At 66.5% G+C, this 20,086-nt stretch carries 21 protein-coding genes; 12 read left to right on the top strand and 9 right to left on the bottom strand.

Annotated elements, in window-relative coordinates; genetic code table 11:
- Positions 1-812: 812 nt before the first annotated feature.
- Positions 813-1,280 carry an SRPBCC family protein gene (locus ABZ942_RS32815; RefSeq protein ID WP_357388857.1) on the bottom strand — a complete coding sequence of 156 codons (468 nt, stop codon included), beginning with the start codon at positions 1,278-1,280 and terminating at the stop codon, positions 813-815.
- A gap of 317 nt (positions 1,281-1,597) precedes the next feature.
- On the opposite strand from ABZ942_RS32815, the gene ABZ942_RS32810 reads away from it, so the two are divergent.
- Positions 1,598-2,221 carry an HAD family hydrolase gene (locus ABZ942_RS32810; protein WP_357388855.1) on the top strand — a complete coding sequence of 208 codons (624 nt, stop codon included), beginning with the start codon at positions 1,598-1,600 and terminating at the stop codon, positions 2,219-2,221.
- A 142-nt stretch (positions 2,222-2,363) separates the two neighbouring features.
- Positions 2,364-3,116 (top strand): beta-ketoacyl-ACP reductase, encoded by a 753-nt coding sequence (locus tag ABZ942_RS32805; protein ID WP_357388853.1) that lies wholly within the window; start codon positions 2,364-2,366, stop codon positions 3,114-3,116.
- 427 nt (positions 3,117-3,543) lie between these two features.
- Here the strand turns inward: ABZ942_RS32805 and ABZ942_RS32800 are convergent, their stop codons facing one another.
- The gene (locus ABZ942_RS32800; protein WP_357388851.1) at positions 3,544-4,263 is read right to left on the bottom strand and encodes an SDR family oxidoreductase; all 720 of its coding nucleotides are present in this window, start codon (positions 4,261-4,263) and stop codon (positions 3,544-3,546) included.
- A 100-nt stretch (positions 4,264-4,363) separates the two neighbouring features.
- Between ABZ942_RS32800 and ABZ942_RS32795 the strand changes: the two genes are divergently transcribed.
- Both ABZ942_RS32795 and ABZ942_RS32790 read left to right on the top strand, forming a co-directional pair.
- Positions 4,364-5,212 carry a helix-turn-helix transcriptional regulator gene (locus tag ABZ942_RS32795; protein WP_357388849.1) on the top strand — a complete coding sequence of 283 codons (849 nt, stop codon included), beginning with the start codon at positions 4,364-4,366 and terminating at the stop codon, positions 5,210-5,212.
- A 308-nt stretch (positions 5,213-5,520) separates the two neighbouring features.
- Entirely contained in the window at positions 5,521-6,771 is a 1,251-nt protein-coding gene (locus ABZ942_RS32790) for a lipase family protein (protein WP_357388847.1), read from the top strand.
- A gap of 81 nt (positions 6,772-6,852) precedes the next feature.
- Here ABZ942_RS32790 and ABZ942_RS32785 read toward each other — a convergent pair whose 3' ends face one another.
- From ABZ942_RS32785 to ABZ942_RS32775, 3 genes are read right to left on the bottom strand one after another with little or no spacing between them, the layout of a single operon-like run.
- Positions 6,853-8,622 (bottom strand): oleate hydratase, encoded by a 1,770-nt coding sequence (locus ABZ942_RS32785; protein WP_357388845.1) that lies wholly within the window; start codon positions 8,620-8,622, stop codon positions 6,853-6,855.
- A gap of 48 nt (positions 8,623-8,670) precedes the next feature.
- Positions 8,671-9,522 carry a 3-hydroxyacyl-CoA dehydrogenase gene (locus tag ABZ942_RS32780; RefSeq protein WP_357388843.1) on the bottom strand — a complete coding sequence of 284 codons (852 nt, stop codon included), beginning with the start codon at positions 9,520-9,522 and terminating at the stop codon, positions 8,671-8,673.
- Positions 9,523-9,570: 48 nt separating this feature from the next.
- A complete protein-coding gene (locus tag ABZ942_RS32775; protein ID WP_357388841.1) occupies positions 9,571-10,206 on the bottom strand; it encodes a helix-turn-helix domain-containing protein in 636 nt (211 codons plus the stop codon).
- Positions 10,207-10,353: 147 nt separating this feature from the next.
- Here ABZ942_RS32775 and ABZ942_RS32770 point away from each other — a divergent pair, with 147 nt between their 5' ends.
- The gene (locus ABZ942_RS32770) at positions 10,354-10,533 is read left to right on the top strand and encodes a hypothetical protein (protein ID WP_357388839.1); all 180 of its coding nucleotides are present in this window, start codon (positions 10,354-10,356) and stop codon (positions 10,531-10,533) included.
- A 351-nt stretch (positions 10,534-10,884) separates the two neighbouring features.
- Here ABZ942_RS32770 and ABZ942_RS32765 read toward each other — a convergent pair whose 3' ends face one another.
- Both ABZ942_RS32765 and ABZ942_RS32760 read right to left on the bottom strand, forming a co-directional pair.
- Positions 10,885-11,391: a hypothetical protein gene (locus ABZ942_RS32765; protein ID WP_357388837.1), complete on the bottom strand. Its 507-nt coding sequence runs from the start codon at positions 11,389-11,391 to the stop codon at positions 10,885-10,887.
- 4 nt (positions 11,392-11,395) lie between these two features.
- Positions 11,396-13,678, bottom strand: a complete 2,283-nt coding sequence (locus ABZ942_RS32760) for an excinuclease ABC subunit UvrA (protein WP_357388835.1) — start codon at positions 13,676-13,678, stop codon at positions 11,396-11,398.
- A 112-nt stretch (positions 13,679-13,790) separates the two neighbouring features.
- Here ABZ942_RS32760 and ABZ942_RS32755 point away from each other — a divergent pair, with 112 nt between their 5' ends.
- The 3 genes from ABZ942_RS32755 to ABZ942_RS32745 are packed head-to-tail and all read left to right on the top strand — an operon-like array spanning position 13,791 to position 15,106.
- On the top strand, positions 13,791-14,375 hold the full coding sequence (locus tag ABZ942_RS32755; RefSeq protein WP_357388833.1) for a class I SAM-dependent methyltransferase: 585 nt from the start codon (positions 13,791-13,793) through the stop codon (positions 14,373-14,375).
- A gap of 39 nt (positions 14,376-14,414) precedes the next feature.
- Complete coding sequence (locus tag ABZ942_RS32750) at positions 14,415-14,702, top strand: ribbon-helix-helix domain-containing protein (protein WP_357388831.1); 288 nt, start codon at positions 14,415-14,417, stop codon at positions 14,700-14,702.
- Positions 14,699-15,106 (top strand): hypothetical protein, encoded by a 408-nt coding sequence (locus tag ABZ942_RS32745; protein WP_357388829.1) that lies wholly within the window; start codon positions 14,699-14,701, stop codon positions 15,104-15,106. Before ABZ942_RS32750 ends, ABZ942_RS32745 begins: the two co-directional genes overlap by 4 nt.
- 452 nt (positions 15,107-15,558) lie before the next feature.
- On the opposite strand, the gene ABZ942_RS32740 is transcribed toward ABZ942_RS32745, so the two are convergent.
- Positions 15,559-16,443, bottom strand: coding sequence for an LLM class F420-dependent oxidoreductase (locus ABZ942_RS32740; RefSeq protein WP_357388828.1), 885 nt, complete (start codon positions 16,441-16,443; stop codon positions 15,559-15,561).
- A gap of 141 nt (positions 16,444-16,584) precedes the next feature.
- Here ABZ942_RS32740 and ABZ942_RS32735 point away from each other — a divergent pair, with 141 nt between their 5' ends.
- From ABZ942_RS32735 to ABZ942_RS32725, 3 genes are all read left to right on the top strand, one after another.
- Complete coding sequence (locus tag ABZ942_RS32735) at positions 16,585-16,893, top strand: nuclear transport factor 2 family protein (RefSeq protein ID WP_357388826.1); 309 nt, start codon at positions 16,585-16,587, stop codon at positions 16,891-16,893.
- Between the two features lie 176 nt (positions 16,894-17,069).
- Positions 17,070-17,267 (top strand): hypothetical protein, encoded by a 198-nt coding sequence (locus tag ABZ942_RS32730; RefSeq protein ID WP_357388824.1) that lies wholly within the window; start codon positions 17,070-17,072, stop codon positions 17,265-17,267.
- Between the two features lie 295 nt (positions 17,268-17,562).
- Positions 17,563-17,886: a hypothetical protein gene (locus ABZ942_RS32725; protein WP_357388822.1), complete on the top strand. Its 324-nt coding sequence runs from the start codon at positions 17,563-17,565 to the stop codon at positions 17,884-17,886.
- 242 nt (positions 17,887-18,128) lie between these two features.
- Here the strand turns inward: ABZ942_RS32725 and ABZ942_RS32720 are convergent, their stop codons facing one another.
- Entirely contained in the window at positions 18,129-18,557 is a 429-nt protein-coding gene (locus ABZ942_RS32720; RefSeq protein WP_357388820.1) for an MmcQ/YjbR family DNA-binding protein, read from the bottom strand.
- Between the two features lie 219 nt (positions 18,558-18,776).
- On the opposite strand from ABZ942_RS32720, the gene ABZ942_RS32715 reads away from it, so the two are divergent.
- A complete protein-coding gene (locus ABZ942_RS32715) occupies positions 18,777-20,009 on the top strand; it encodes a transcriptional regulator (protein WP_357388818.1) in 1,233 nt (410 codons plus the stop codon).
- The last annotated feature ends 77 nt before the right edge of the window (positions 20,010-20,086 follow it).

The following is a 20,086-nucleotide window of genomic DNA, read 5'->3' as shown; positions in this document are numbered from 1 at the left end:
ATGCGCGGAGTCGGCGTGAACCACGTTGACGCACTTCATAATTCATCCACTGCACCGGCGGTTCCACGTGAATCAGCCGCTTGCGCACACTCATTCCGACACCCGCGTGCGAGAGCGGGAAGGCCGCAGATCTCCGCCGGGAACGGCCGGTGTCAACAAGCGGCGGTGGTTCGCCGGGCGGTTCGCGCTACCGGTTTCGTGCCGCTGCGTCCTGAAGTTGTGATCCGTGCGGCGTCCGATGCGGTCGCGGTCGGCCAGGCGCGAAATGTGCTCATCACCTCTGCGCCGACCGCACCGGCCCCCGGCGATGAACGTAGTTTCAGTGGCACACCGTGGCGGGGGTCTCTCGGGCGATGCCGCCATGGTGTGCCACTGAATCGGGATGCGATGGCGCTGGGCGGGTGTCGAGGTGCCGATGACCTCGTCAGAGCAGGCTTCGCGGCACCGGCTTTGACGAGGGACCCGCAGACGCGACCGCAAACACTGCCGCGCAATGACACGTCGAGCTCCGCGGCGAGCAGGCCGGGCTGTAGGCCGGGTTCAGCAGGGCGGGTTCGATTGGTCCATCGCCCCGATCAAGCGCCCGGCCAGACCGCCAGGTATGGACGCCCGGGGTCGCCGGGCAGTAAGGCTGGGTCGCGCACCCTCGCCAGTGAGCGGGGCGGGCCGTGGGCGCACAAGAGCGGTGCGGCACACCTCGATTGCTGGGACATGAGAAATCCGGGGCTGACCAACCTTTCGGCGGAGGTCGGAATCCACTGAGTGCGCCCGCGCGGATCGGTCCGGCGCTAGCTGGAACGCCGGTGTGGATCTCAGCTGTCCTTGCGCAGTGACTCCTGATAGCTGGTCTCGATCTTCTCGCGCAGGTGCTTTTCGGTGTGCCGGATCGCCGGTCCGATGAACGCCTGGATTATCCGGTCGAGGGCCCGTCCGGCCAGGCCGCCGGGGACTCGGTAATCGGCGGTGGCGCTGACCTTCGTGACTTCCTCGCCCAGCGACGCGAAGTCCCAGCGGACCGTGCCCTCGATGCCTTTGATCGCACGCATCGTCACCCGGGCGCCGTCCACCCATTCGGTGGTGTCCGCGCGCAGGTGCAGGGTGGTCGGACCGAGATGCAGGGCGGTGTCGAACACCGCGCCGACCCCCGAGGTCTGCTCCCCCACCGGCGTGAAATGCCGAATCCCGAACATCCATTTCGGCACGTTCCGGTAATCGGCGACATAGGTGAACGCGAAGTCCACCGGCGCCGCACACGTCGCGCTGTGCTCGACATGCCCCATGACTGCCCCTCCGCTCGCTGCGATCCTTCCCCCGACCCTAGGTGACCCCCGCGATCTTCGCTCACGATGAAGTCCCCTGCCCGCCAATCATTTACGCCCCACCCACGCCGGATGCGACGATGTCAGGGCCGTGGTGGCAACAGCCGCACTATCGCGGTAGCTGACGGACCGTTGGAGACCCCGTCGAGGTGCGTCGCGGCGCCGGTGCCGAACGCGTCGCCGAATTGCCATGGCGCTGAACTGCCCCGCCCGGGTCCAAGAAATCCCCAGTCAGACGGGATCGCGGCCCGAGTCGACCCGGCCGATAGGGTCGAGTGGTGACGTGGACGGTGGGCTTCGACCTGGATATGACCCTGATCGACTCGCGACCGGGTGTCAGTCGAGCCATCGACCTGCTCGGCGCGGAGTTCGATGTGCCGTTGCGTGGCGCCGATTTCGCCGATCGGCTCGGCCCGCCGCTGGCCACCCTGCTTGTCGAGGTGGGCGCTCCCGAGGAGCTCGTTCCGGCGCTGGTCACCCGGTATCGCGCGCTGTATCCGAGCATCGTGTCGAGCATTCCCGCGATGCCGGGCGCGGATGCGGCGCTGGCGGCGGTCGAGGAACGTGGCGGGCGGGTGCTCGTCGTCACCGGCAAACACGAGCCGCTCGCGCAGTTACACATCGACGAACTCGGTTGGCGGATAGACCATCTCGCCGGTGACCTGTGGTCGGCGGGTAAAGCCACCGTCTTGCGGGAGCAGCGGGCGAGCATTTACGTCGGCGATCACGTCGGTGACATGCATGGCGCGCAGACCGCCGGTGTCCTCGCGGTCGGCGTCACCACCGGACCGTGTGACGCCGAGGAACTGCGGGCCGCGGGCGCGGACGTCATCCTCAACGACCTCACCGAGTTCCCGCAGTGGCTCGCCGACGAGCTCGGACCGGTCGCCGACGCGGGTTGAGCTCGGCCGTCGCCCACGAATCCGCCCTCGGTCGAACTACTTTCGGTGACAACGCCGGAAACTTGCACCGCTGGTTTCCCGGTCGCTAGCCTGCAAACGAGTCGGCCGCGCCCGCAGCGCGTTCTGAAAGGAGAACGAATCCATGGACCGTTTCACCGACAAGGTTGCCGTGGTGACGGGTGCGGCGCAGGGCATCGGCGCGGCCACCGCGCTGCGACTCGCGATCGAGGGGGCAAGCGTCGCCGTACTCGACCGCAACACTCCCGACGCCACGCTCGAACAGATCAGCCGCGCGGGCGGCAAAGCGACCGGTTACGTCTGCGATGTCACCGACCGCGACTCGGTGCAGTCGGTCTTCGACCAGATCGCCACCGACCTCGGTGACCCGCAGATCCTGGTGAACAACGCCGGCATCACCCGCGACGACCTGTTCTTCCGGCTCTCCGAGGACGACTGGAACGCCGTGCTGTCGGTCAACCTGACCGGCGTCTTCCACTGCACCCAGGCCGCGCAGAAGTACATGGTCGCCCAGCGCTACGGCAAGATCGTCTCGCTGTCGAGCCGCTCGGCCCTCGGCAACCGCGGCCAAGCCAACTACGCCGCCGCCAAGGCAGGCATCCAGGGCTTCACCGCCACCCTCGCCATCGAACTCGGCCAATACAACATCACCGTCAACGCCGTCGCGCCCGGCTACATCGCCACCGCGATGACCGACGCCACCGCCGAACGTATCGGTATGGCCCCCGAACAACTGCAACAGTCCGTCGCCGAACGCACCCCGCTGGGCCGTGTCGGCCAACCCGAGGAAGTCGCCGCCGTCATCGCCTTCCTCGCCAGCGACGAATCCTCCTACGTCAGCGGCCAAACCCTCTACGTCAACGGCGGCGCCCGCTGACCCACGATCAAACGGGACATGGTGGCGGCTCTTCTCGCACAACGCCGCCATGTCCCGTCGATCATGAAACCCGCCAGTCGTGTCGGCGCCGCTGCCAGTTCCGGCAGCCGACATGCGACGGAAGTCGCGGCGCAGGAACCGCACGAAGCTGACCCCGCGCCGCGGCGGCCAGTAGTTCCGTCGCCTTCCTCCGGCCGGTAGTGGCGATGACTTGACCCGCATCATGTCGGGCCATGTAGGCGAGCATGGTTGTCCGTCGCGGCGGCAGCCATGTCGTCCCAGCCGGTCGTCGAGAAGCTTTCGGCATCCCCCTGCCCAGTTGTCGGCCTATAGCGCTGCCACGGCGTCATGACCTCAGCGAGGACGCCGTAGCAGCTTCAGCCAAACAGCACAGTCGCCCGACGGTCAGTGCCCGCCGCCGCTCACCTCACCACGGAACCGGTCCCTGCCGGTCGAAGTAGCCGCCGGTGGGTCCGTCGGGGCCGAGGGTGGCGAGGCGGACGATGGCGTCGGTGCCCTCGGTGAGGGTTTGGTATCCGGCGTGGGAGTTGAAATCGGTTGCGGTGTAACCGGGGTCGGCGGCGTTGATCTGGATGCCTGTCAGTTCGCGGGCGTACTGCGAGGTGATCATGTTCAGCGCCGACTTGGACGAGGTGTAGGGCAGATTCAGCAGGGTGGATTCGACACGGTCCGGATCCGAGGTGATGGTCAGTGAACCCATCCCGCTCGACACCATCACGACGCGCGGCTGAGTCGCGGCGCGCAGCAGCGGCAGGAACGCGTGGGTCACCTGGACCGGTGCGAACACGTTGGTCTCGAACACGGCGCGGAAGTCCGCGGCCTGGGTTTCTTGCGGCGGGATGAACGCGCCAGGGATGCCCGCGTTGTTGATCAGCACATCCAATGCCGTGATCCGGGCGCCCACCGCCGCGACGGCGGCCGCGATTGAGTCGGTCGAGGTGACATCGAGGTGCACGAATTCGACGTTCACGCCCTGTTCGGCCAGTTCGACCGCCGCCCGCTTGCCACGGTCGGCGTCGCGCGCGCCGAGGAAGATCTGCCAGCCGAGCTCGCCGAGCCTGCGGACCGTCTCGTAGCCCAGTCCCTTGTTGGCTCCGGTCACCAGAGCCGTTGTCGTTGTCGTCATGGTGTCAGCTTCGGCGTGTATGCCGCTGCTGGGCAGGACTGCCTTGTCCTGGGATCGGTGGTACCACCCCGGACCGGTCCGGCTGCGGGATGATCAAGGGATGGACCGTTCGGAACTCGCGGCGCTGCTGCGTCAGGCGCGCACTCGGATACAGCCGCGCGATGTCGGACTGCCTGCGGGCCCGCGCCGTCAGGTGCCCGGGTTGCGGCGCGAGGAAGTCGCTCAGCTGGCCGGTCTCAGCGTCGATTACGTGGTGCGGCTCGAACAGGGCCGCGGTCCGCGGCCCTCGACCTCTGTGCTGGCCGCGCTGTCGCGGGCGCTGCGGTTGAACGACGACGACCGCGACCTGCTGTTCCAACTCGCCGGGTCCGCACCGCCACAGGCCGGACGGATCGCACAGGTCGTGCGCCCCAGTGTGTTACGGCTGCTGGACCGGATGGTGGACCTGCCGACACTGGTGATGTCGGCGAAAGGTGATGTGCTGGCGTGGAACCCGATGGCCGCCGCGCTACTCGGCGACTTCTCCGCCTTGCCGCCTGCCCAGCGCAACATGATCCGTGAATGTTTCCTCGGTGCCGAACCGGGACGGGTGCGATTCACTCCCGAGGAGTTCCGGATGGTCGCCTCCTACGGTGTCGGCACCCTGCGCAGCGCCAAAGCCCGCTACCCCACCGACCCCGACCTGGATCGACTGATCGCCGAACTGCGTTCGCACAGCAGCGATTTCGAACAGCTCTGGCGCGAACGCCCCTCCGCCCAATGGCGCAGCGCCACCAAAACCATCGCCCACCCCGAACTCGGCACCCTGGTGCTGGAATGCGACACCCTGCTCGTCCCCGACGCCGACCAAACCGTTGTCGTCTACTCCGCCGCCCCGGACACCCCCGCCGCCTCTGCCCTGGACCTACTGCGCATCACCGGCACCCAGCAGTTCACCGACCACACCTGAGCGTCGCGGCCCGACCATGCCGTGGACCCGTCCCTGTCGGGATGGATCTCATCGGGACGGCGGCGCAGGGGTCGCCGCGTGCTGCTCCTGTCGCGCCCGCACGACGATCATGCGCCGGCAGAGTCGACGAGGTAACCCGGTGTGGGCGGGCCTCGCCCAGGATGCGGTCGTGATAGAGCCGTTCGGCCCAGCCCCGGTGCGTCCGCATCGTCGCGCGAGCCCCGCCTACCATAAATGTGGTCATGACACTTATCGGATCAATGGTTAGCGTCGGTACCCGATCTCGACATCGACTGAGGGACAACCGAATGAGAGTTCCACCAATGAACCGGATGATGCGGCGGACCGTCGCGATGTTCGCGACACTGATTGCGCTACCGGCGATTTCGTTCGCCGCAGGCGCAGCAGCCCACGCGCAAACCGCTGTTCTGGCGCCGACGGTTGATCCGTTCTATCGCGCCGAAGGTCCACTGACCGATGTCGCGCCGGGCACCGTATTGAAGACACGAACGGTCGGGCTCGCGCCGACGGGAGCACAGCTGCCGGTCGACGCCACCCAGCTGCTGTACCGGACAACCGGCCAGCTCGGTGAGCCCGCCGCGACCGTGACCACCATCATCCGAGCGCCCGCCGCGTCGGGCCCGCTGCGCATCGTCGCCTACCAGAGTGCCTACGACGCGCTCGGCGCTCGCTGCGATCCGTCCTACACGCTGCGCGGCGGCGGAGCGCTCTCGACAGCTGATACGCCGGTTCTCGCCGCCTACCTCGCGGCCGGATTCACCGTCGTGTCGAGCGATTACGAAGGCACCGAACTCGCCTACGGCGCCGGCCGCAAATCCGGGAACGCCACACTGGACGGCATCCGTGCCGCATTGCACACACTCGACGCTGCGGCCTCGACCCCGGTCGGCATGTCCGGTTTCTCCGGCGGTTCGATCGCCACCGAGTATGCCGCCGAGCTGGCACCGACCTACGCGCCTGAGCTCAACATCGTCGGTGCCGCGCTCGGCGGCTACCCGGTCGACCTCGTCAACACCGTCTCCTACATCAACGGCAAACAGGAATGGGCGACGCTGATTCCCTACGTCCTGCTCGGCTCGGCCCGCGGATTCGGCATCGACCTCGATCCCTATCTGTCCGAATACGGCAAACACGTACTCGCCCAGGTCACCGACCAGTGCGCACCCGATGGCCCCAAGTTCCCCGGCCTGCGCATCGAGCAGCTGCTGCTGCCGGAGTATGCCGATTACCCGGCCATCCCCGCGCTGGCGCCCATGATCGAGCAGGGCCGAATGGGCACCACGGGCACCCCGAGGGGGCCATTGCTGCTCGGCGGTGGGAACTTCGACGGAACCGGGGACGGCGTCATCGTGGCCGCGGACGAACGTGCCCTCGCTGCCGAGTACTGCCGTCGCGGTGTCCCGGTCCGCTACCAGGAATACGGCGGTGCCGACCACTTCCTCGCCGGTGCCTTGTTGATCCCGGCCACCGTGCCCTTCTTCCAGGCCCGATTCGATGGCAAGGCCTTCGACAACGGGTGCGCCGCCCTCGGCCGGTAGTAAGTCCCGGAGGGGCTTTCGGGCGGGAACCAAGCAGGCTCGATCCCCGGGGACCGAGCCTGCTTCCTCACGCGGGCGCCGCTACTTCTTGTCGGCTACCAGGCCGTATTCCTCGAGCATGACGCCGATCTCGGTGGAATCCAGCTTGCTCATCAACTTCTTTCGCACCAGGTCGGGCCCGGGGATATGCAGTTCGTCCCCGTCGCGTAGTCGGCTCGTCGCGGCCAGCAGCGTGCGCACGTCATAGGTCGAATTGAAGACCTCAGGGACGCCGCGTTCGATGCCGAGCAGCTGATAGGTCGCCTCCATCGCGGTGCGGACCGAGTATTCGGTGGTGAAGATGCAGTCGCGGGTGCTCTCGGCGAACTGGCCGATGAACGCGAAGTTCACCGATCCCGCCGGCACCACCTCCGGACGGTCACCGGCTTGGCGCGGCATGAAGAACGCCGTCACATACGGCATCATCACCGGCACACACTTGGCCGAATTCGCGGCCAGGTCAGCGATTTCGGATTCCGGGACACCCATGTGGTACAGCCATTCCTGGGTGATCTCCTGGCCGGTGCATGCGCTCATCGGCTTCTTCACATAGTCGCCGGGCACATCCACGAACAGCGAGTACACCCACACCACGATCTGATCCTCGGGCTGCTGCTTGAAATGCGGCTGCCGATTCACCGTCCAGCTCATCAGCCAGCTCGAATCCCGCACGGTGACGATGCCGCCGGTGACCACCTTGCCGCTGAACGGATCACGCTTACAGATCTTCTGGATATAGCGCGGGATCCGTTCGTCGAGCGTGGTGACCGTCGCCGACTCCCATTTGGTCTGCTCGATATGCCCGCCGAACACGTCCGGGTGCCCGAACGACGGGTCCTTGGCCGCGATCCGCCGCCACAGATCCCACGCCGGCGCCGGACCGTCGAGCAACGTCGCCGGAGTGTGATGATCGCCGTCGTCGGAATTCTCCGTGAGCGAACCGATCGTGGTGAACACCAGATCATGCTCACCCAGATCGACACTGCCCTCGCTCCCCTCGGCCACCCAGTGCAGCTTCGTGGCCTGCTTGCGATCGCCGGTCAGGTCGAAGTCGATATCGGTGATCTCGGTATCGAACCGGAAACTCACGCCCTGATCGAGCAGCCACCGATACAACGGCAGCACCAGCGACTCGTACTGGTTGTACTTGGTGAACTTCAACGCCGAGAAATCCGGCAGCCCACCGATGTGATGGATGAAGCGGTGCAGATACAACTTCATCTCCAGCGCACTGTGCCACTGCTCGAACGCGAACATCGTCCGCCAGTACATCCAGAAGTTGCTCTGCAAGAAGTCCTCGCCGAAGACCTCGTCGATACGCTTGTTCTCCATCTCCTGCGGCGTGGCGAGGAAGACCTTGATCATGTCCTGCTGTGCCTTGTTGCTCAGCGTGAACAAGCCGTCGGTGTGCGCGTCCTGGCCGCGTTTCTCGGTGGCGCGCTGCAACGAGGAGTTCGGGTCGTCCTTGTTCAGCCAATAGAACTCGTCGAGCACACTGGCTCCGTCGATCTCCATCGAGGGCACCGACCGGAACAGATCCCACAGGCATTCGAAATGGTTCTCCATTTCGCGCCCGCCACGGATCACGAAACCCTTCTTCGGCTCCTTGATGCCGTCGAGCGCGCCACCGGGCAGCTTCAACCGCTCGAACACGGTGATCTTGTCTCCGGACATCTGACCGTCACGGATCAGGAACGCCGCACCCGAGAGCGAGGCCAGACCCGCCCCGACGAACCACGCCGTCTTGTCCTCGACACCGTCGGGCTTGCGTGGTCGGGCGAAGGCCTCGTAGTTGCCGCTGCTGTAGTACATGTGACTCCTCTCCTGGTACTGGTTCGGAATGACTTGCCGAGCAAGCGATTACGAGTACTTGTAGAAACCTTCACCGCTGGACACGCCGAGCTTGCCCTGGTCGATGTAGTTGTCCTTGAGCCACGCGGCGAGCTTCTTGCCGTTCTCGTCGCTGTTGACCAGGATGTTGTACGGGGTGTTGAGGCCGATGACGTCGATCATCTGGAACGGACCGGACGGGGCGCCGGTCGCGGTCCGCCAGGTCTTGTCGACCGTCTCCGGATCGGCGTAACCGCCGGCACTGAGCCCCATCGCCGCGTTCAGCAGCGGCACCAGCAGCGAGTTGACCACGTAACCGGCCTTCTCCTTGTGCAACTCGATCGGGACCATGCCGATCGCGGCGGCGAACTCGGCGACCGCGTGGAACACCTCCGGGTCGGTGTCCTTGGTGCCCATCACCTCGGCGGTGTTGTAGCGCCACACGTCGTTCGCGAAATGCAGTGCGAGGAAACGGTCCGGGCGGCCGGTGGAATCCTCGAGGTCGCTGGGCAGCAAGGTGGAGGAGTTGGTGGCGAAGATCGTGCGCTGCGGGGCCAGTTCGCTCAGCTTCTGGTACGTCTCCTGCTTGATCTTCAATACCTCGGGCACCGCCTCGATGACGAGATCGGCGTCCTTGACGGCCTCGGCGAGATCGGTGGTCACTGTGATGGAGTCGGCGGCCTTTTCGGCTTTGCCGTCACCCGCGCCGTCGACCTCGTCCTGGTAGATCGAGACCAGTTTGGTGAAACGATCGTGGGCCGCTTCGACGGCGTCGTCGTTGATGTCGTAGGCCGTGACCTCGAAGCCGCTGAACGCGGTCTGGAATGCGATCTGCGAACCGAGGACCCCGGTCCCGAGCACGGTCACCTTACGGATGCTCATGATGTTCTCCTTCCTGCCGGAGGCGAGGTTCGCCCCTCGACGGTCCACTCACTCGATCGAGGCGAAAAACCCCGCCACGATCTGGGCTATCTGGTCGCGCAGATCGTCGGTCGCGTCGCGACCCGGATGCGCGCCGGTCGATGGCCGGGCCAGGATCAGATGCAGCACAGCGAATACGCTGCGGCCCGCCAGCAATGCTCGGGCGAACAGCTCTTTCGAGTCGCCGGGCACCGCCGCGGTGAGCCGCTCGGCGATCATCGTCTCCAGACGCGCGACCTCGGCCAGCCCTTCGGCGCGGTACTGCTCGGTGGGGGCGCCGAACAACAACTCACGCTGATACGCCACGGTGTCCCCGACCCGCCGGTCAGCGGCTTCGAGAATCGGGCGCGTCATGGCAAAGACCGCCCGCGCCGGATCGGCCTCGGACCGGGCCGCCCGCTCGCCCTGTTCGAGGGCCGCCCGCAATTCGGCGTTGTAGACCATCAACAGCAGCTCACCCTTGGATGCCGCGTACCGGAACAACGTCCCGGCCGCCACATCCGCACGCTCAGAAATCTCCTGCGTGGTCACACTGTCGAACCCGCGCTCGGCGAACAACGCCGCCGCGGCCTCGAAGATGCGCGACTGCTTGTCCTGCTTATTGCGCATCCGCCGCCCACCCCGCACCGCCTGTGGCGTGGTCATCATCGCGGCACCTCCAATTAATGAGTGGACTCATTTCTGAGCGTACTCCGAGTTACTGAAGAGGCAACCCCTGGCCTCCAACCGCAGTACCCACTGTTGACCCGATCACCGCCCTCGTGCACGACGGAAAACGCAACCGGAGTCGCGGTGGCATCGGTGGGACTTGTTCCGGTGTTGCTCGTCGGCGGCGCCGTGTACTTCCTCACCACGAATCTGTCCGGGTTGCGTCCTGAATGGCGCGAGATGGACCGGGCGAAGGGGCAGGGTTCCCCGAAAGCGCCGCGTGCGCACGACGCTCAGCCAACCGGTGCGCATCTGCGGGCATAACGGCTACCAGGAGTCGCCCCTGCTCGGATCACCGAGTCGGTCGCGCGCAGATCCGTGCAGCAAGTAATTCCCGACCCCCGATCTCGGTGCGCACGTTCGGTATCGCTGTACAACCGAGCCTCGGTAGCCCGCCAGCCGTACCCCTCCGCCCGATACATGCACAGCCACGTCCTGCGAAGCATCTCGCGTGCCGCGCACTTGTTGTCGGGCCGCGCACGACTTTGCTAGCGATTTCGTGCGCGGCGAGCAGGGGCGTGCGCGGCGAGCAGGGGCGTGCGCGGCGAGCAGGGGCGTGCGCGGCGAGCAGATGGCGCGATCGCTCAGGTGAGCCGGGGCCTGTTGTCGGATCGATCAGCGCGTCGACGGGTATCCGTGCACCGCAACGGTTGTGGTGTTGCGGCCGTAGCGCACGCGTACGGTCGCTGTGGTCAATCCGTGCTCCAGGTCGGTGAGCAGCGTGGCCAACCCGGCGGGGTTCAGATCGGTGGCCCGGGCGAAGCGCACAGCGCCTGTGGAACTGATGTCGACCTCGCCGAGCTGATCGGTGTAGCCCAGTGCGAAGGGGCTGCCGTTGTACTCGGCCGAGAAATACAGACTCAGATAGTTCTTCTGGAGTGCGAGACCCACGATCGGCCACGTCACGGTGATGGGTGAGCGTTGTAGCGCGTACTCGAAGCTGCCATAGCCGATCAAGGTCATTGCCATGCCAGGCTTTCCGGCCGCAGTGCCGGGAACGAACCATCGTGCCAAGGTCGGGGCCGCCGCTCGGATCGACTCGTCGGTTCGGCGTAGATCCGCTTCCCGGGCAGGGTCGAATCCGAAGTACTCCTCAATCGAGGCGGCGGCCACTCGGAACATCGCGCTAGGCCGCCTTGTACTTACGCAGGTACTGGCCGGTCAGTGAGGTCGGGTCGTGCAGGAGGGCGGCGGGGGTGCCGGTGAAGACGACTTCGCCGCCTGCTTTGCCGCCGTCGGGGCCCAGGTCGATGACCCAGTCGGAGTGGGCGACGACGTCGAGGTTGTGTTCGATGACGACGACGGTGTTGCCGCGTTCGACCAAGCCGTCGAGCAGGGCGAGCAAGGTGTCGACGTCGGACATGTGCAGGCCGGTTGTCGGTTCGTCGAGGACGTAGACCGAGCCGGTGTTGCCGAGTTGGGTGGCGAGTTTGATGCGCTGGCGTTCGCCGCCGGACAGGGTGCTCATGGCCTGGCCGAGGCTCAGATAGTTCAGGCCGACCTCGTTCATGGTGCGCAACTTGGCATTCAGTGCCTTCTCCGGGAAGAACGCCAGTGCTTCCTCGGCGGTCAGTTCCAGCACGTCGGCGATCGACTTGTCGCGCAAGGTGAGTGCGAGCACGTCGTCGGAGAAGCGGCGACCGTCGCAGGCGTCGCAGTGGGTGGTGACCGGGTCCATGTAGGCGATCTCGGTGATGATCACCCCGCGACCCTCGCACTGTTTGCACGCGCCGGCGGAGTTGAAGCTGAACAGGCCCGGCGACTCGCCGGTGGCCTTGGCGAACAGTTTGCGGATCGGGTCCATCAAGCCCAGGTAGGTGGCCGGAGTGGACCGCGAGGAGGCGGCGATGGCGGACTGGTCGACGAAGATCGCCTCGGGATGTTCGACCACGAACACATCCCGGATCAGGCTGCTCTTGCCCGAACCGGCGACCCCGGTGATCGAGGTGAGGACGCCGGTGGGAATCGCGACGGTCACATCCTTGAGGTTGTGCACGTCGGCATGCTCGATCAACAGCTCACCCGTGGCCACGCGGAAGGTGTCCTTCACCGTGAACGGGCGACGCAGTCCGGCGCCGGTCGGGGTGTCGGCGGCCCGCAGCTCGGCGAAGCTGCCCTCGAACACCACCTGACCGCCGTGCAGTCCGGCGCGCGGGCCGACATCGACGATGTGGTCGGCGATCTGGATGACATCGGGATCGTGCTCGACCACCAGCACCGTATTCCCCTTGTCCCGCAACGCCTTCAGCAGATCGTTCAACCGGCCCACATCCCGCGGATGCAACCCGACGCTCGGTTCGTCGAAAATGTAGGTCATCCCGATCAACGTGCTCGACAGATGCTTGATCATCTTCAACCGCTGTCCCTCACCGCCGGACAGCGTCGAGGTGGGACGATCCAGGCTCAGATAGCCCAGCCCGATATCGGCCACCCGCTGCAACGAGGTCCGGATCGCGGCCGCCAACCCCGCCGCGGCCGGATCGGTGATCTCCTCGAGCATCACCATCAGATCGGTGATCTGCAACCCGGCCCAGTCGGCGATGTTGCGGTCGTTGATCTTCGTGGCCAGCGCCGCCGCATTGAGCCGGGCGCCATGACAGCTCGGGCAGGTCCCCTCGGTCAGGAACTGGCGCATCTGCTCCCGGGTCTTCTCGCTCAACGTGGAGGTGTCGCGCTGCAGCCGGGTGCGGGTGAACTTGGTGGCGATGCCCTCGTAGTTGGCTTTCCACGTGCCCTTGGCGAAGGTCAACTCCACCTTGCCGCCGGTGCCGTACAACAGATCCGCGAACTCCTCGGCGGTGTACTCGGTCAGCTTCTTGTCCGGATCGAAGCGCCCCGAGTTGCCGTACATCTGCCATTCGCCGCCGCCGACACCGTAACCGGGCAACAAGATCGCGCCCTCGTTGAGCGACTTGGTCCGATCGAGCAGCCGGTCCGGATCCGCGCGCACCGTGATGCCGAGCCCGTCGCAGTCCGGGCACATGCCCTGGGGCACGTTGAACGAGTAGTTGTAGACGAAACCGGCCGAGGGCGCACCGAATCGGGCGAACATCGCCCGCACCATCGAGAAGATGTCGGTCATCGTGCCGACCGTCGACCGCGGCCCGCCACCCACCGGCTGCTGATCGATGATCACCGGCGCGGTCAGGTTCTCCATCGCCTCGGCATGCGGACGCTCATAGCGCGGCAAGAAGTTCAGGATGAACGCCGGAAACGTCGCATACAGCTGACGCTGTGACTCCACCGCGATCGTGTCGAAAACGATCGAGGACTTGCCCGAACCGGACACCCCGGTGAACACCGTGATCTTGTTCTTGGGAATCTCCAGCGAGACGTCGCGCAGGTTGTGCTCACTGGCACCGAGGACTCGGATGACGTCGGCGGAAACGGTGGATTCGGCGAAAGGCATACGGACACCATGCCATCCGACACCGACATTTTGTGCGGAGAAATATGATGCATATCACATACATTGCCCGGTCTTCAGGCTGTGGATCCGGACCTGTCCGTAGTCTCGTGACGTGCGTGACGATCCCTACTGGAACCACAACACCCACTACCATCCCTGGCTGCTCGCCCAGATCCCCGACACCGCCCGCACCGCGCTCGACATCGGTTGCGGCGACGGACTTCTCGCCACCAAGCTCGGCCGCCGAGGCCTGACCGTGCGCGGCGTCGACCTCGACCAGGTCATCCTCGACACCGCAACTCCCACACCGAATGTCACCTTCGAACACGGCGACTTCCTCGACCTCCCAGGCGCTTTCGACCTCGTCACCATCGTCGCCACCCTGCACCACGTCGCCCTGCGCGACGGACTCACCGCCCTGCGCCGACTCGTCGCGCCCGGCGGCACCCTCGCCGTCGTCGGACTGTGGAAGTTCGACCTCCGCACCGACTACCCCTACCTGGCACTGCTCCCGGCGATCGTCGCGATCGACACCCTGCATCGGCCCGAACTCGGCGGCCCCGACATGCAACTGCGCGATCCCGAAACCACCTTCCCCGAGATCCGTACCGCCGCCGCCGACCTGCTGCCCGGCGCGCACCTGCGCCGCCGCCCACTGCTGCGCTACACCCTGCTCTGGCGCAAGCCCGCCGAGTGACCCCTCGCTAGCGAAACCCAGCCGCGATACAGTCATGGTATGGCGTCGTCTCGGGAGCAGAAAACACGGAAAGTCACCGTCACGCTGCCCGAAGAACTCCTGGCCATGCTCGAAACCTGGCGCGCGGGCGGGCACATCGAATCGGTGTCGGCGTTCGTCTCCGAAGCCGTGCAGGCGCGAATCAATCGCGCGCAGTCACTGGCCAAACTCGAGCAAGTCCTCGGCGGCCGCCCACCGCTGGACCTGATCAACCGCGCCCGCGCCATGCAGGGCCTACCGCCGTTATCCGAGGAAGAGGCAGGCGGCCCACACGCCGGCGCCGCGTGATCACCGTGGCACTGGGCGGTGTCGTCTTCGACACCGCCGCCGTCATCGGGTTCGCCAATCAGGCCAACTACGCCCAGGCCGTGGTGTGGGCCACCGTCAACGCGGGCAACACCATCGTCGTGCCCGCCACCGTCCTCGGCGTCGCCCGCGCCCACATCGCCACCGACCGCCTCGACATCCTCGCGGCACTGCTCGAACTGCCCCACACCATCGTCGCGCCCTTCGACCGCGCCGCCGCCGACCGCCTCGGCGTCGCACTCGCCGGCACCGCCAACGCCGAAGCCCTACTCCCCGCCGGTCACGCCACCCACGAAGCCATCGCCCGCGACTGGCCCTGCCTGACCGCGCGCCCGAAGAAGCTCCGCCAAATCGACCCCCGCGTGATCATCGACCCACTGCCCTGACGACCCCAGGGAGGAGTCCGGCGAGTAGTGCCGGGCCGACCGCACCCGCAAGTATTCCCAGCACGAATTGCACTGCGGGGAAACAGGTTTACGCCGGGCTCGGCAGAGCGTCGACTCGGCCTGTCGCGCCCGACGACGCCACTGCACACTGCTCGGCGACATTGCATCCGCTCGGTATGCGAGCAATCAGAACGCGCGTCACCACTCAGCGACGACTTCCGAAGGGGCCACCGCCGCACGTCTTCTGATCGCCCGCACTCGGAATCGAATGCGATTCAGATGCCGGCGATCACTCGGCGTGCGGCTGTTGTCAGGCGGCGGCGAACCGTGATTGCCAGCTGGCCCCGCGCTAGCGGGGGCGATCGAATTGGGCGGTTCGTGTTGTTTGTTGAGCAGCACGCCAACCCGATCGCGTTCCAGGTCGACCGGTGCGGTCGGCGGGTGAGCAGCGCTCAGCGCAGCAGCTCGATCACCGGCGCGAACTGCTCCATGCTGTGCTCGAGCACCGTGATGTAGCTGAAGCCGTAGCGATCACGGTGGGCGCGCACCCGGTCGGCGATCTCCTCGGGCGTCCCGATCAGCAGAGTCGGCAGGTCCTCTGGATGATCAGCTACATCGTCGGGCAGTGCGGGGCCGAACAACTCGAGCACCGCGGTGCGTTCCTCCGGTGGCACCACCCGCTGGATCAGGATGTTGAACTCGACTCGGTCGGCGCGGCTGCCCAAAAGGTCACGGACATAGGCGATCTTCTCGCTCGTCTCGCCGAGCCCGGCCAAATGCAGCGGACCACCGTTCTCGGTCGCCGACGCGCCGGGAAACGCGATGATGTCGGCGTGTTCGGCGGCCAAGCGCAACGACCGATTACCCCAACCCGCGATCAACAGCGGCGGCCCCGACGGCTGCGCCGGGCGCGGCTGATACTCCGGATCGGAGAACAGGGTGCGCAACGTGGAAACGGTGCGCTCGAGATGCGCGACCCGCTTCGCGCCACTTTCGAACGGAATGCCCGCGGCCTCGAATTCGGCCTGCACATAGCCCGAACCCAGACCGATCTCCACCCGCCCGTCGGTGAGCTGATCGGCACCCGCGATATCGCGGGCCAGCAGCACCGGATTGTAGAACGGCGCGTTGAGCACGAAGGTGTTCAACCGCACCCGTTCGGTCGCCTCCGCGGCCAGGATCATCGACGGAAACGGTGCCGGGCAGCCCAGGTGATCGGCCACCCCGATCACGTCGAAACCCAGTTCCTCAGCCCTGCGGCACTTTTGGATCCAGTCGCTCCTGGAGTCCGGGGTCACCATGTTGACACCGAACCGGAATGCACGCTGCGCGGTCACGAGGTCCTGTTTACCAGCAGGCGGCGCGCGGCAACAGCACAGCCATCCCGGCGCGGGCGCGCGTTCTGCCCTACAGTGGACGCCAGAGATTTGCTGAACTACTGCTGATGCTCCGCCACCTGATCCGAGAAAGGTAACCAGATGACTGAGCTAGATCCCGTGGTGCAGGAATTCATCGACGCCCTCAACGCCAACGACCAGGACCGGCTCTTCGCCGCCCTCACCGACGACGCGACCATGTCCGACGACGGCGTGGAACGCAATGTCGCCCAGTGGACCGACTCGGAGGTCTTCGGCAGCAACGGGCACATGAACGTCGAGTCCATCGACGACGGTGGCACCCAACTCGTCGCCGACTACACCAATTCTCGCTGGGGTTCGATGCGCACCAGCTGGCGGTTCACCGTGCGTGACGGCAAGGTCGCCCGGTTCGAGACCGGTCAGGCCTGAATCGGCCCAACGCGGCACGCCACCGCCAGTCGCGCGCAACCGACCATGCCGCACCCCTTGACGCCCTCGCGGGTGCGCATCGTCGACCGCACGAACCACGCCCGAACACACCGCCCGTCACCGCGGCATGGCGCGAGATCCTCGGCGCGGACTTCGCAGTCCTGCCCCGCGCCGAGGTGATCGCCCGCGGCTGGTTCGGCCCCACCGTCGCCCCGCACATCGCCGACCGCATCGGCGACATCGTCGTCGCCGCCCGCAACGCCCACAGCATCATCCGCAGCGCCGCCGAACCCATCCAATCGATGATGATCGGCCACCACGGCTCCCTCACCCCCGCCGAACTCGACATCCCCCTGTGCACCTTCCGTTCCTAAGAACTGGACGCATGATCATGGGGAACTGGTGTTGGCGTCCGCCCGAGAAGCCAACAGCACCAGTTCCCCATGATCATGGTCGCCCGGCCCAGCTCGAGGATCCGCACCCTCTGTCGGGATCGGCACTCGCTATGAGCACCCCGAAGCAGTGCGGATCCCAAGAAAGAGTGCGGCTGTTACCAACCGCGCGGGGCGACCCGCCGGACACGGGCCGAGCACAATGGCGCGCGGGGGGCTCTAGGCTGGACGGCGATCGACGCGGATCGCCGCGCGACGAAGCATCCAGGAGGAGCACATGAACGCCACGCTGTCACGGACCGGACGGACCGGCCTCGCGATCGCGGCGGTCGCCCTGATGCTCGCCGGGTGCACCGACGTCCAGCGCGCCCTCAACCGCGGTGGTGACACCCCCTGCAGCGAGTACGTGAAGCAGAACCAGGACGACAAGCGCATGACGATCACCAAGTTCGTCAAGCAGCAGACCAACGACGATCACGAGCCCGCGGGCACCGTCGTCGACGCCACCATGGTGTCGGTCGACGTGCTCTGCGGTGGCCAGCGCAACGCCGAGACCCCCATCAAAAACGCCGATGTAGCAGGCATTTTCATCAACAAGTGAGCCGAGGTGCAGTCGATGCGGCATCGCATCGACTGCACGCGGTTCGTTCGGCTAGGCGCGGACCGGTCGTATACCGGATCGGCCGGTCATTGAACCCGTACCCGGGCGAGGACGGGCACGCCGACTCGCCGGGCGCCGGCTGGCCCCACATCGCCGCAGCGACCACATAACTCGTGCACTGCCAACGAGTCCGTGTACGCGGCAGACCCGGCTGGCCACACATCCTCTACATCAGCCCCGCGTCAGTCACTCGGTGGATGCTGCGCCGCCAACCAGTCGGTGGCCCGCTTACGGGAGGCGCGGGACAACCAGGCGTCCTGGATTACCTCGGACAACTCCGCGAGGGTGAGCTCACCGATCCGGCTGCCGCGCACCAACACCGACGAATGACCGTCGAAATGCTTGGTGGTGAAGAACGGCGAATCCGGATCCTGCACCAGCGCCTGCTTATCCGACTCCGACGGCACCCAGAACACGATCACATCGCTGTAGCGCTCACCGGTGTCGGCATCGAACGCATCCGGCCGCGCGTTCCGAAAGAACACGAACGACTTCCCACCCACCTGATACACCGGATTACCGGCGGGCCCATCGACCTGCGTCACATGCGGCATCCCCAACGCCAGTGCATGCACATCGCTGACCCGAGCCCGCCGCGAACCGGTAGTCATTCCAGCAGCATAACGGCGCACCGGCCGCACGCCGCGTAGGTAAGCCGAGGCCGCAGATCTGTTGGGGCGGGTCCACTACAGACCGCACGGCACCCGTAACGAACACGCGGCCCGCCACGCCGCGCCGACCACATGGGGACCGTTCGGTTTGCTGTCAAACTCTCGCGCGCCTGTCGTGCGTACGCCAGAATGAGAGAGCGAATGTGAGCTCACACGACGATGGGGTTTCCCGAAGTGGCACAGTTCCGCACCCTGACCCAGCAGCGAGCCGAGCTGGCGAGGGAATGGGAGCGCTGGGCTACGGCGCCGAGTATCGCGACACCGTCGGCCCGAACGACGTTGCTGCGCACCGACGTCGCGCAGTCCTGGCAACGGTCGCTGCACACCGTCGACCCGGCCGTCACCGAAGCGCCCGGCCTCGACGACATCGGCGACACCTGGTCGCGATCGCCGCTGCGCACCCCGATCACCGAACTGTCCGCCGACCTGCGCGGCATCACCGAGGACGCGGGCTACCTCGCCGTGGTCACCGACGACGCGGGCACCATCATGTGGTCGTGCGGCGACCGCACCCTGCGCAGACAAGCCGAGGACGTGAACTTCGCGCCGGGCGGCTGCTGGGACGAAACCCATATGGGCACCAACGGATTATCCCTGGCCCTGCACGACGACCGCCCCTGCTCGGTGTTCTCCGCCGAACACCTGGTCGCCGCCCTGCACGGCTGGGTCTGCTACTCCGCGCCGATCCACGCCCCCGACGGCAGGCAGGTCGGCGTGCTCGACCTGTCCAGCTCCTGGGACCGCTCCCACCCCGCCGTGCTGACCTCGGTGCGCGCGCTGGTGACCGCGGTCGAAACCATGCTGCGCGCCGCCGCACCCGCACCGACCCCTGGCGTGCGACTCGAATGTCTGGGCACCGCACGACTGTTGCGCGACGGCCGCCCGGTCCCGCTGCCGCCCCGCCAACTCGAGATCCTCGCCCTGCTGGCCCTGGAACCCGACGGCTTCACCCCTGAACAACTCCACACGGCCGTCTACGGCGACCGCGCCGTGTCCACCAGCACCCTCAAAGCCGATGTCTCGCACCTGCGTCGGGCCACCGGCGGTGAGATCACCAACCGCCGCTACCTGCTGACCGGCCCGGTCTCCTGTGATGCGGTGGACTTGCTGGCCGCCGTCGCCGCGGGCGACACCACCTCGGCGGTCTGGCTCTACCGTGGCCCGCTGCTGCCCGGCTCGGACACTCCGGGCGTGGTGCAGTGGCGCTCGTATCTCGATGTCGGCGTACGCAATGCGGTCCTGGCCAGCGACCGAGCCGAACACGCCGTCGCCTTCGGTGAACGCTCACCCGGCGACATCGAGGTCCACGAACACGCCCTGCGCCTGCTGCCCCTCGACGATGTCCGCCGCGCGGTGGTCGCCGCCCGTTTGCACACCGCTTTGCGCGCCTAGGACCACCGGGCAGCCTGTGCAAGGTGGCAGTCGATGCCCCTGAACCGCACACCACCAACCTCACACCAACCTTCACC

Origin of the sequence: Nocardia sp. NPDC046473 (genome assembly GCF_040645995.1) — a bacterium.
Taxonomy (GTDB): domain Bacteria; phylum Actinomycetota; class Actinomycetes; order Mycobacteriales; family Mycobacteriaceae; genus Nocardia.
Note: the sequence above shows the minus strand (reverse complement) of the source record. Positions and strands in the feature narration are given on the sequence as shown.

Excerpts from the sequence above, each read along its gene's own strand:
- ABZ942_RS32815 (WP_357388857.1), bottom strand. The coding sequence starts at position 1,280 with ATGGGGCATGTCGAGCACAGCGCGACGTGTGCGGCGCCGGTGGACTTC.
- ABZ942_RS32805 (WP_357388853.1), top strand. The coding sequence starts at position 2,364 with ATGGACCGTTTCACCGACAAGGTTGCCGTGGTGACGGGTGCGGCGCAG.
- ABZ942_RS32800 (WP_357388851.1), bottom strand. The coding sequence starts at position 4,263 with ATGACGACAACGACAACGGCTCTGGTGACCGGAGCCAACAAGGGACTG.
- ABZ942_RS32795 (WP_357388849.1), top strand. The coding sequence starts at position 4,364 with ATGGACCGTTCGGAACTCGCGGCGCTGCTGCGTCAGGCGCGCACTCGG.
- ABZ942_RS32790 (WP_357388847.1), top strand. The coding sequence starts at position 5,521 with ATGAGAGTTCCACCAATGAACCGGATGATGCGGCGGACCGTCGCGATG.
- ABZ942_RS32785 (WP_357388845.1), bottom strand. The coding sequence starts at position 8,622 with ATGTACTACAGCAGCGGCAACTACGAGGCCTTCGCCCGACCACGCAAG.
- ABZ942_RS32780 (WP_357388843.1), bottom strand. The coding sequence starts at position 9,522 with ATGAGCATCCGTAAGGTGACCGTGCTCGGGACCGGGGTCCTCGGTTCG.
- ABZ942_RS32775 (WP_357388841.1), bottom strand. The coding sequence starts at position 10,206 with ATGACCACGCCACAGGCGGTGCGGGGTGGGCGGCGGATGCGCAATAAG.
- ABZ942_RS32765 (WP_357388837.1), bottom strand. The coding sequence starts at position 11,391 with ATGTTCCGAGTGGCCGCCGCCTCGATTGAGGAGTACTTCGGATTCGAC.
- ABZ942_RS32760 (WP_357388835.1), bottom strand. The coding sequence starts at position 13,678 with ATGCCTTTCGCCGAATCCACCGTTTCCGCCGACGTCATCCGAGTCCTC.
- ABZ942_RS32750 (WP_357388831.1), top strand. The coding sequence starts at position 14,415 with ATGGCGTCGTCTCGGGAGCAGAAAACACGGAAAGTCACCGTCACGCTG.
- ABZ942_RS32735 (WP_357388826.1), top strand. The coding sequence starts at position 16,585 with ATGACTGAGCTAGATCCCGTGGTGCAGGAATTCATCGACGCCCTCAAC.
- ABZ942_RS32725 (WP_357388822.1), top strand. The coding sequence starts at position 17,563 with ATGAACGCCACGCTGTCACGGACCGGACGGACCGGCCTCGCGATCGCG.
- ABZ942_RS32720 (WP_357388820.1), bottom strand. The coding sequence starts at position 18,557 with ATGACTACCGGTTCGCGGCGGGCTCGGGTCAGCGATGTGCATGCACTG.
- ABZ942_RS32715 (WP_357388818.1), top strand. The coding sequence starts at position 18,777 with ATGGGGTTTCCCGAAGTGGCACAGTTCCGCACCCTGACCCAGCAGCGA.